This window comes from Nocardia sp. CY41 (assembly GCF_009829325.1).
Lineage (GTDB): Bacteria > Actinomycetota > Actinomycetes > Mycobacteriales > Mycobacteriaceae > Nocardia.
This window is the reverse complement of sequence record NZ_VUOS01000066.1, coordinates 1-10,100: the sequence shown is the minus strand read 5'-3', so window position 1 is coordinate 10,100 and position 10,100 is coordinate 1. Positions and strand designations below refer to the sequence as shown.

At 58.3% G+C, this 10,100-nt stretch carries 8 protein-coding genes and 1 pseudogene; 4 read left to right on the top strand and 5 right to left on the bottom strand.

What is annotated here, in order from left to right:
* Positions 1-525 precede the first annotated feature (525 nt).
* From GVY64_RS35895 to GVY64_RS35875, 5 genes are all read right to left on the bottom strand, one after another.
* A complete protein-coding gene (locus GVY64_RS35895; protein ID WP_159851012.1) occupies positions 526-1,191 on the bottom strand; it encodes a GntR family transcriptional regulator in 666 nt (221 codons plus the stop codon).
* Positions 1,192-1,346: 155 nt separating this feature from the next.
* A complete protein-coding gene (locus tag GVY64_RS35890) occupies positions 1,347-1,952 on the bottom strand; it encodes a GTP-binding protein (RefSeq protein WP_159851011.1) in 606 nt (201 codons plus the stop codon).
* Positions 1,933-2,292: a DUF742 domain-containing protein gene (locus tag GVY64_RS35885; RefSeq protein ID WP_328821058.1), complete on the bottom strand. Its 360-nt coding sequence runs from the start codon at positions 2,290-2,292 to the stop codon at positions 1,933-1,935. The genes GVY64_RS35890 and GVY64_RS35885 overlap by 20 nt, the downstream gene beginning before the upstream one ends.
* Before the next feature lie 11 nt (positions 2,293-2,303).
* Entirely contained in the window at positions 2,304-2,723 is a 420-nt protein-coding gene (locus GVY64_RS35880; RefSeq protein WP_442939687.1) for a roadblock/LC7 domain-containing protein, read from the bottom strand.
* A gap of 5 nt (positions 2,724-2,728) precedes the next feature.
* The gene (locus tag GVY64_RS35875) at positions 2,729-4,996 is read right to left on the bottom strand and encodes a sensor histidine kinase (protein ID WP_159851008.1); all 2,268 of its coding nucleotides are present in this window, start codon (positions 4,994-4,996) and stop codon (positions 2,729-2,731) included.
* A gap of 1,057 nt (positions 4,997-6,053) precedes the next feature.
* On the opposite strand from GVY64_RS35875, the gene GVY64_RS35870 reads away from it, so the two are divergent.
* From GVY64_RS35870 to GVY64_RS37510, 4 genes and pseudogenes are all read left to right on the top strand, one after another.
* Complete coding sequence (locus GVY64_RS35870) at positions 6,054-6,701, top strand: TetR/AcrR family transcriptional regulator (protein WP_159851007.1); 648 nt, start codon at positions 6,054-6,056, stop codon at positions 6,699-6,701.
* Between the two features lie 145 nt (positions 6,702-6,846).
* A complete protein-coding gene (locus GVY64_RS35865) occupies positions 6,847-7,536 on the top strand; it encodes a TetR/AcrR family transcriptional regulator (RefSeq protein WP_159851005.1) in 690 nt (229 codons plus the stop codon).
* A gap of 1,630 nt (positions 7,537-9,166) precedes the next feature.
* Positions 9,167-9,844: pseudogene (locus tag GVY64_RS38460) on the top strand (IS5 family transposase); the annotation flags it as partial.
* Positions 9,838-9,981 (top strand): hypothetical protein, encoded by a 144-nt coding sequence (locus GVY64_RS37510; protein ID WP_201298321.1) that lies wholly within the window; start codon positions 9,838-9,840, stop codon positions 9,979-9,981. The pseudogene GVY64_RS38460 and the gene GVY64_RS37510, both read left to right, overlap by 7 nt.
* Positions 9,982-10,100: the final 119 nt, after the last annotated feature.

Sequence of the window (10,100 nt, the reverse complement as noted above, 5' to 3'; positions counted from 1 at the left end):
GACCTGGGCCGGATTGCGCGGGGCCTATCCGGACCTGGCCGCCCTCGGACTCGGTGACGCGCAGATCGCGGCCCAGGTCTTCGGAGCCCCGGGACAGCAGCAGGTGGTCGGGTCGCCGCTGCTCAACAGAAGAGAACTGATGTGATGAAGATCGGTTGTCCAAAACCGCCCCGGACGGCACCCGCCAGCTCTATCGCTTCTGGCGTTGCCTAGGAGGGGTTACGTCGTGCCGGGTTTGTACTCGATCGCTGGTCGACGGCCGAGCATGGAGGCCCTATCTGAAGTAACGAGCTCAATATTGATTAGTCGGCGTAGCTGGCTATGCCCGAATCGTGAGCCGTCACGCCCAGCCTCAGATTATGGCAGGGCAGCGCGCCGAGAACCTCACCTGGCGCGCTGTCGCACAACGTCCAGCTCAACAGTGGGTGGTCAAGCTGCGAGACTCGCGACGTCAGCGGAGCTGTGGCCGATCCGGTGGATCGCGAATGCTTCCACCTGGGGCCGGATGCCGAGAAGATACGAAATTCAGATACCCGCGAAACTGTTGACAAGAACGTGGGCGACTTCATTCAGATGCTCGGCCATCAGTTGCCGTGCCAGCCCGCCATCGCCTAGTCGGACAGCGGAAATTATCGCATTATGGGCGCGCAGTTCCGCAGCGGACGTAATGTGTCCTTCGACGTCAGGTAATAAGTAGTGTAAGCGACGTATCTCGTCGAGGAGGTCGGCAATGATTGTCTGAATCCGGCTATTCTTGGATACCTCTGCGATGCGGATGTGAAAAATGCGAGCAGCGTTTAGCGCGGCAGGGAAGTCCTCCCCAGCAGTCGCCTGACGCGCAACGGCTTCCTCGAGACCTGAGAACTGGCCAGCAGTAATGTTGCATGCAGCGTCGCCCGCAAGAGATGGTTCCAGTAGGCGTCGGATAGTGAAGTTGTCGCGTACGTCCCGCAACTCGACCGGGCGCACGACGTACCCCTTGCGCGGCAGTGTCACGATCCAACCCGTGCGCGACAATAGTTGCAGTGCCTCCCGAACCGGAGTTTTGGAAACTTGGAACTCTTCCGCCAAACAAGCTTCGTTCAAAATGTCTCCGGGGAATCGCTGAACCAGTATAATTTGCTCACGCAGTTGGGTGTAGACGGCATCGGCCATCGACATCCGGCTATTGCCTCTCGAATAGCTGTCCACAAGAGTTCTTTCAGGCTGGGAAGTACTTGTCGTTGTGTTCGATCTGCATATCGAAATCTCGATCACTTGACATTTGGATCATCGGCCCAAAGCAGTGCAATGCGGGATGTGTGACCAAGGCGTCAAGGGTGAATCGAACCATATTCAATTTATCGCTACCGTCTCGCATCTAATAGTGGAGCCGAGGCTTCTGCCCGCTTGATCAAATAATCCACCAGGGCAAGAAGTACATTCTTGCATGACTCACGATTACGTGCGTCGCAGAGAAGTGTCGGGACAGGATCATCGAGATCCAGGGCCGCTCGAATGGCGCTCAGCTGATATCGGGGTGCGTAATCAAAGCAGTTAACTCCGACAACGAAAGGAATTCCTCTAGTTTCGAAGAAGTCTATAGCGGCAAAGGAGCTTTCGAGGCGGCGGGTGTCAGCTAGAACGATACCCCCGAGTGCGCCCTGTGCAAGTTCATCCCACATGAACCAAAAGCGTTCCTGGCCTGGGGTCCCGAACACATAAAGTATCAAGCTGTCATTGATGGTAATCCTTCCGAAGTCCAGGCCGACCGTAGTGGTAGCCTTCCCCTCTATCCCAGATAGATCATCTACGCCCACGCTCAGTTCACTGATCAACTCCTCGGTATGTAATGGCGCAATTTCACTGACTGCGGAAACCAGCGTAGTCTTGCCTACGCCGAATCCGCCAGCTACCAGTATCTTCACTGCCGAGTTCGGCAACCTGGCCGTGTCAAATACGTTGGATTCCATCCAATACCGCCCGTAGTAATTCGACGTTCTCGTGGTTCGCAACTGAGACAGGGGAAGGGGACCTGAAAATGAGTGCCCCATCACTGATCAAGTCGCCGACGAGAACTTTAGCGACTGTCAAAGGGAGATGTAGTTTCGCAGCAACCTCCGCGATCGATAGAGGTGAGTCGCAGATATCAATTATGGCGGCGTACTCGGGCTCGACTCGCCGAGAGGCGAAGCGAACCCGGGAGGTAGTCACCAATGTCAGTAGATCAAGGTCCGCGTATATCGGGCTGGTGCGTCCGCGAGTGACCGCATAGGGCCGGACCAGGGGGCCGGCCTCGTGTTCGAACCACATGTCGCGATAGGTCATGACAGCTGCGCATTATTCCGATCAACAGCGAGCCGTGGCGCGGTCGAGAGATGCGTTCCAACGCGCTGCACGGTCTGGTTCATCTCATAGGCAACCATTCCCATGTTGGCGGTGTCTGATGTCGACAATGCTAAGCACGCGTTGCTGCCTGCGGAAGTGACGAAAAGTATGGCTCTCTCGAGCTCAATGACGGTTTGACGTACGTAACCACCTTCGAATCGTCTTCCTGCACTGTGCGCGAGACCTTGGAGTGCTGAGGCGATTGCAGCAAAGTGCTCCGCGTCTTCCGTAGAGATGGCTTTGGAGCGGCCGAGCACCAGCCCGTCTGTGGACAATACAACTGCGTAATGCACGCCCGCCAGACGGTGCACGAGATCATCGAGTAGCCAGTCAAGTCTAGAATTGTCGGCAGTCATCATCGTCAACCTTCTATTCGGCCCGTGTCGACTTCGAGATGCCGACGCGCGGACAGTGATACGCGACCTCGTTTGGTGCCATCTTCAATGGCGGAGAATAGATCCCGAGCCTGGTCGGCGGAACGCATCGGCCATACAGCGTCGTCCGCGTCGTGATTCGCGGCGTATGGACGGACACGCTGAGGTTCTCTCAATGATTTCCTATGCCGTTGCGGAAGCGGTGGAACATGATCATCTGCCACTGTGTGAGCGTCGTCGCCGAACGACTCTTGTCCGCTTTGCCGGTTCAGGCCACTATTTCTGCATAGCTCCCTCGTTGTTTCAGGCGAGCTACGCAGTCCTGCTTCGACGTGGCCCTTGGGAACGTACGGCAGCGGAGCGGCTTCACGAGCATCAGGTTCGGGTCCGCGGACACGCGAGCTTCCTGATTCAGACTGAAAATCCGCCATGCCTGCGTGCGGCTGCTCGATAGATCGGCCTGATTCGTTACTGGTGAGTCCGGAGGGGATCAGCACGACAGCTCGAATGCCACCATATACCGATTCGGTGAGGCGAACACCGATTCCGTGGCGAGCCGCCAGTTTCGCGACCACGAATAGACCTACACGCGAATCGGAGGAAAGAGTAGTTAGATCGAAATCCGGCGGTCTCTGCAAGGCTTCATTCGCCCCTCGGATGTCCGTCTCGGACATTCCTAGGCCCTGATCGACGATCTCGAGGGCGATACCTTTGCCGACTACGTTTCCTGATACACTGACTTTCGCCTCGGGCGGCGCAAAGGAGGTGCCGTTGTCCAGCAGTTCCGCGAGCAGATGTATTAAGTCGGCCACGGCGCTTCCTATTATGGCGACTGCGGGTAGTGAATGGACATCTACCCTTGTGTATTCTTTGGTTTCCGCAACAGCGCTGCGCACAAGGTCGGTCAATGGAACCGGGTTCCGCCAGCGTCGTCCTGGTTGTTCGCCGCCTAAGATTATGAGGTTCTCGGCATTGCGTCGTGCTCTTGTTGCGAGATGGTCCAGCTTGAAGAGCATATCCACGATGGCCGGATCTTGCTGGTTGAATTCAGCTTTATCCAAGAGTTCCAATTGTCGATGAACGATGAGCTGACTGCGATGCGCGATGTTGAGGAATACGGCCTTCACGCCTTCTCTTGTCTGAGCTTCTGTCGTCGCAGCTTGAATGGCGGCGAGTTGCGCCTTGTTGAACGCGTCCGCTACCTGGCCGATTTCATCTCGGCCGTAACCTTGTAGCGGTGTCAGTTCTGTCTCGAGGTTCATCGGATGTCCAGCGCGAAGGTTTGCCATTATTTCGGGGAGCCGGTCATCCGCCATGCTCAGTGTATCGCGGCGCAACCGCTTGAGTTGGTTGACCAGACTACTCGATAACCGTACTGCAGTAAGGATGGCCGCTACAGTCATTATCAGAGCCGCGATGCCTGTTAGCATTGAATTGCGTGCGATCCTCCAGCCATTGGCAGCGGCAGACTCGTGGGCGGCATCAAAATGGGCACGAGCTAGTTGGAGGAGCTCCTTGCTTACTTCAGTTGCTGCATTTTGCCAGTCTACAGGGTCGAGCACCACCGGCGTGCCGGCGATCAGTGCGTCTTCTGCGGAGTTCAAGTTCTGCCAATCTTCGCTTGTCAGCAGAGATCTCAGACGCAGACGCTCCGGAGCGCTGAGGTGGTCAGACATTCGATCGAGTTCAAGGCGATAATAGCCGATTTGACGGGAGTATTCTTTTCGCTGCGGTAACGATAAGCCTCCGCTGATTGTGGCAGCTATGGCGAGTGCACTACTTCGTGCCATGCCCTCAGCTGCGTTGTACACGCCACTGGTGGTCGATATATCGGCGGTTGTCGCGGGGTCGGGTGCATATCGGAACAAAACGTCCAATCCTGCGCTCGTTGCATCGAAAAACTCATTGTAGAATGAATATGCGTCGTCCATGGACAGGAGTCCAGAATCGATCGCTGCTCGGATATCTGCAAGGCTTCCGCCGAGTTTGCGCATTTTTGCGGTCACATCGTCGACCGCTTGACGGTCTATGTCGCGGAGTGCATCGCCCGATGCGGCGGTGGCGCGCAGAGATGTGTCGAAGTCCATCCGAATCTGCTGTATGTCAGCGGGCGCGTATCCTGCGATCTGCAGTAATGCTGCGCGACGCTCCTCCTGGAGGGCGCCGGCGAATTTTGTCACTGGTTCGCTGCTTCGAGCGATCAACGTGGCCCAGTGGTTGGCGGTGGACCCCCGTGCGACGAGGTAGCCGGCCATGCCGATGCCTCCTGTGAGCAATGTGACACTTGGCACCAACGCTATGGCTAGGAGACGAATGCGGACACTAAGACACCTGTTCGGCCTACGTCTTTTAGTTAGGATCATCATTCCACACTCATTCGACGGCGTCTATTTTGCGCGATGCGCTGAACTCGCTCATGGGATCGTTCTCTTTCGGGTTGCCAGGCTTGATAGTGTTGCGAATATTGTGAGGTAACGCCCCGCGCTGCCGTCGCATCTTGGCGTATCAGACAGCATCGTGTCATACGATTGAAAGATTCTCAAGAAGGTTCGGTAATATATCACGGAATGATCTCAGAGTCGTTTCCTTTGGAAACAAATTTTTGCGGTAGATTCGCTCGGCTGGGTTGGCGGTGGAGAAATGGCCGAGGATCAGGCGCCATGTGAGGCCGCCGGGGCTGCCGGTGAGAAGATCTGATCCCAGTGGACACCGCTGGCCAAGGAGTGGCCATGGACCGACGAGAGATGCGGATATCGGTAGGGGTAGCACGTTGGTGTCGCGTCAAGCTCGGCCGCTGCCGCGTGTGATTGGCATGGCTGCAGCTCTGAGAAGTGGGGTGAAGAAGCGGTAGCTGGACCCGTTCCTCACGGTATCGAGATTCTTATCCAGGCTCTTGGGAAAGGGTGCGCTGTGGGAAAGGGTGCGCTGTCTTGTCTCAACCGGTGTTCCAGGGTTACTGACCTGGTGCCGAGGGGTTTGGTCTCGAGTCACTTGAGCGGAAGCCCTCGGCCGCGTCGCGGCGGGTGGCGCATCCTCAACTCAAACTTGTGCATGACATATGTAGGAGTAGTTACAGCATGCAGCAGTGTCAACCTTTCGTCAAGGGACACCTGAAGCGAGAAGGCGAGAGCGGCGGCCTGGGACTCCGGCCGAGGCTGGCCGCGCGGTCGATGGGCGCCCACGCCTGCTGACCGACTTGACGTCTGCTCATCCGTATGTCTGCCGCTCGCGCCAAGTGCGGCGGTGTCCAGCAGAGAACTGGCATTGCGCATGAGTAGTATCATCATGCAGGACTGCAGTTATCATGCAAAGGTGGATGCTGAGACGAAGCTGGGAAGCGACCTTCCGGGCGATGCTGCTCGAGTGCAGTCGATTTTGGACGTATCGGCCCGCGTGTTCGTTGCGCGTGGATACTCCGGAACTGCTTTGACGGATATAGCGCATGGGGCCGGCGTGAATGTTGAGGAAGTGAGAGAAAGGGTGGGCGACAAAGCTGAGATCTTGAATCGGATTATCGATGCTGCCGTCCACGGCGGTTTCCTGTCCGGGAATTGCGAATGGGGTCGAACTGTCATTGATGGCGATACTCTCGAGTGTCGTATTCATGCATATGTTTCAGGCTCTTGTGACATGATGCGGCGTGCAGCCTGCTTGATGAGGGTGGCAGCAGCGGCGGAAAGAGCGGAACCAGATCTGGCTGAGGCTGCACAATCCCGTCGATTGTTCATCCATGAACGTATTGCCTTCATCTGGCATCGCATGGATCTTGACCAGTTGCTTCATCCTGATGTAGTTCTGGATCGGGTGATTGCCACCGCCAGCACGCTGGGCCAGCCGGAGGTCTACGTCGCAATGACACGAAGCGTTGGCTGGACAACGCGTGTCTATGGTCACTGGTTGGAGCGCACTTGGTTGCATCTCGCGACCACCCCGAACGCCAGCTCATGGTTCCATGAATAAGTAGGCCGCAGCACTGAGTTCACGGATCATTGCCGCGATGGTGTGATGCACTAGAGTCGACCACCGTCGGCGAACGCAAGTTGTCGACGGCACGCGGGCATGCACTTTACACGGGCGATGCAGTGCTGCAGCTACACTGTGTGACATGGGTGATGGTTCCAAGAAGCAATCCCCCCTCTGGGATGCCCGGAAGGCTGATACCGAGAAGCGGATTCTGACCGCCGCTACACGGTTGTTCATTGCGGAGGGCTACGTCGCGACTACGCTTGCCGCGGTTGCTGCTGAGGCGTTCGTGGGCGTGCGGACCGTGTACCTGCGATTCGGGTCGAAAGCTGAACTCCTCAAGCGAGTGATCGAAGTAGCAATCTGTGCCGATACGGAGTATGCCGACTCCGACTCCGACTCCGACTCCGACTGCGACTGGGCCGCGCTCGCGCTGGCAGCGCCCAGTCTCGAGGAGCGAGTCCATGCGTACGCCTGCGGAGTTCGTTCGCTAGTTGAGCGCGTAGGCCCTCTCGTAACGGTAGCTGCTGAGGCCGAATCCAGCGAACCGGGCTTTGTTGAAGCTGCCCAGTCCGCACGTCGAGCGATACACGCCTCGGTTGCGACGATTTGGGAGCGCTTCAAGACTGATGGCCTCCTGTCGGCGGCGGTCGATCTGGACTGGGTGATCGCCACAGCGAGTGTGCTGGGACAGCCCGAAACGTACGTCCTCATGACTCGCACCTTGGAGTATGACGCGGAGGCGTACCAAGTATGGTTGGAACGGATGTGGTTGCAGATGGCCACTGTGCCTGGTCCCGCCGTCGCTAGAAGTGCCCACGGCGCAGCGTGATTGCCGGTAATTCGGCTGTATCCCGCCGGGGCTGTGCGCGCCAAGTCACAGTCACAATGGTCGCGTCGCGCGCCGACGTGGGTCTCCCGAACGCATCATCTGATGGGCTTGGCTGGTCTTGGTATTTGATGTCTGGCCGGTGTCGTGCGGTAGTTCGCGCGGGGCCGGTTCGAGGTGGAATCGGCGACCAATACTGCTCTCCTGTGCTGCCGTCAAATATTCCGGCGGCGTCGTTCACGTTGCAGTGGTGGGGTAGTGAGGTCGATTCATCCTGGATGATTCGGTACTGGGGGGGCGAAGCGCCATAGATGCATGAACTTTTTGATGCGTCCCAGTATTGTCTGGACAACCGCGGATCGGCCGAGGCAAGCGATGTGAAAGCGGCGATCAGGGCCGTAGGCGTGAGTGGCGAGGTGGAGTAGCGCGTCTCACGGTATCCCGGTATCGGAATTTTATCGTCGCTGAGCAGCCAAGAGATGGCAGATCCGATTTTCCCTCCCAGATCCCACTGGCGCGTGGTCATGGCTTTGAGTTCGGCCGCTTACTGCTGATGTAGGGAAATGTGCAGAACGCGCATACGGTAACGGCTACTGCGGATAATGTTGCGAGCCGGGGGAGTAGTTCGTCGCGGGCTCGCAGATTTAGCATCGCGGTGAGGGAGCAGATGATGGTCGCCGCAGTGGTCAATAACGCCCAGAAGCTCGTGATGTGCGCCACGAGCATTTGTTGGAAAGATGGCCAGATGGCCAGATGGTCAGGTGTCGGGTGGATGCGTTGATGCGCCCGAAAGCATTGACTTCTGCTTGCTATTAGGGCCGGATGCAGGGAGCCATGGGTGAAAGAGCAGGGCGAAGGTCAGCAGGTTTCCGATTGCGGCCCACGCGCAGCCCCTTGTCTGCGGAGTGCTGCTAGCAATGCTGTCCCCGCTCGTCGTTCTTTTCTTTGAGCGTGCTGATCGGGGGCGTCCAGGAGCCTCTGCTTTTCCGGGGAGTGGGCGGTGTTATGCGGCTATTCTAGGAGCCTTCCCTCTACCGATAATGTAGGTCTGAGTGCTTCATGCGTACGGCCTACCGGGTGTCGGATGGCTTGTCCAGAATTTTGTATTGACACACTAGAATTGCGCCGTTGTAAACTTCTCGTGCGTCGGAATAATTTGTGGTGCAGTGGTATTCTTTCTGCTGTGCTGAATGTGCAGGTAAAACGTGTGATTGAACTCGGTGCTTCTTCGTCGGTTCGACCGACGAGCGAGTGTCTTCGGGGCGGCGGAGAGCGGGGGGCGACGCGCCTCTCCGACGGCCGCCGGCCTTGCCCCGACAAACTCGTTGCCGCCTGCTCGGAGATGGCGGACCTGCGCCGCCTCGTCGCCGAGTTCGTGCAGTCGATGGTCGAGTGCCGCGGCAGCGACCTCGAAACTGGCCAAAGGCAATTCGCAAAGGCGCAACTCCGGAGCTCAATCCGTCCCGCGCGCCTCGACCAGGGCCACACCCCTGCGGTAGTCGGGTGAATCGTGTTCGACGGCAAGAGGTCTGGAGGGCCTAGACGCGAAACCCCGATGCAACTGAGACGCTGTCTCACGTCGTCGTCGTTCGTTGGTGATGTGTCGTAATCGGGTGTTGCATGATGTCTGGTTGTGGTCGATGTTTTGTCTCAGCGCCTGGTGCCGGACGGGTTATGGGCGCTGGTCGAGCCTTTGTTGCCGAGGTTCGAGCCCCGCGCCCAAGGCGGTGGGACCGCGCCGGTTGATGAGCGGGCGGTGTTCACCGCGGTGGTGTTCGTGCTGACCAGCGGTTGTGCGTGGCGGATGCTGCCGCCGTCGTTCGGGGTCACCGTCCCGACAGCACATCGCCGGTTCACCGTCTGGACCGAAGCGGGCCTGTGGCGGCGACTACATCGCACTGTCCTCGACGAACTGGGCAGCGAAGGCTTCATCAATTGGTGGCGGGCGGTGATCGACGCGGCATCGGTGCGAGCGAAAAAAAGGGGGGCGCCGTGACCGAGCCGAGCCCGGTCTATCGAGGCAAGTCCGGATCGAAGATCCACGTGCTGTCGACCGTGTAGGAATTCCTCTGACCATGGCGATCTCGGCTGCCGACACAACGACGCCGAAGCGCTGCGGCCACTGGTGGCAGCCATCCCAACGGTGCGGTCGTGGCGCGGGCCATGCAGCCGCCGACCGGCCAAGCTGCACGCCGACATGGCATACGACCACACCGAACTGCGCCAGTGGGTTCGAGACCCGGGGAATCGGCGTCCGGATCGCCCGCAACGGCATCGATCCAGCGACCGCCTCGGACCCCATAGGTGGGAACGATCTCCTGGCTGACCGGCTACCACCGGCTCAACATCCGCTACGACCGCAAGGCCACCTACTTCCTGGGCGTCCTCACCCTCGCCGCAGCGCTGACCGGCTACAAGAAACTCACGAAAGCAAAATCAGTGACATGAGACACGGTCTATGAGCTCCTATCAGGTTCGGTTGCGGAGTCTTCGCCAGCAGATGAGGGCGGCGGCGAGGTCGAGGAATCCTTGGTGGATGTCGGTGCGTCGTTCCCAGCGGGTGGCCA

Coding starts and splice junctions, on each gene's coding strand:
- GVY64_RS35890 (WP_159851011.1), bottom strand. CDS start 1,952: ATGGAATCCAACGTATTTGACACGGCCAGGTTGCCGAACTCGGCAGTG.
- GVY64_RS35885 (WP_328821058.1), bottom strand. CDS start 2,292: ATGTGGTTCGAACACGAGGCCGGCCCCCTGGTCCGGCCCTATGCGGTC.
- GVY64_RS35880 (WP_442939687.1), bottom strand. CDS start 2,723: ATGACTGCCGACAATTCTAGACTTGACTGGCTACTCGATGATCTCGTG.
- GVY64_RS35875 (WP_159851008.1), bottom strand. CDS start 4,996: ATGGCCGGCTACCTCGTCGCACGGGGGTCCACCGCCAACCACTGGGCC.
- GVY64_RS35865 (WP_159851005.1), top strand. CDS start 6,847: ATGGGTGATGGTTCCAAGAAGCAATCCCCCCTCTGGGATGCCCGGAAG.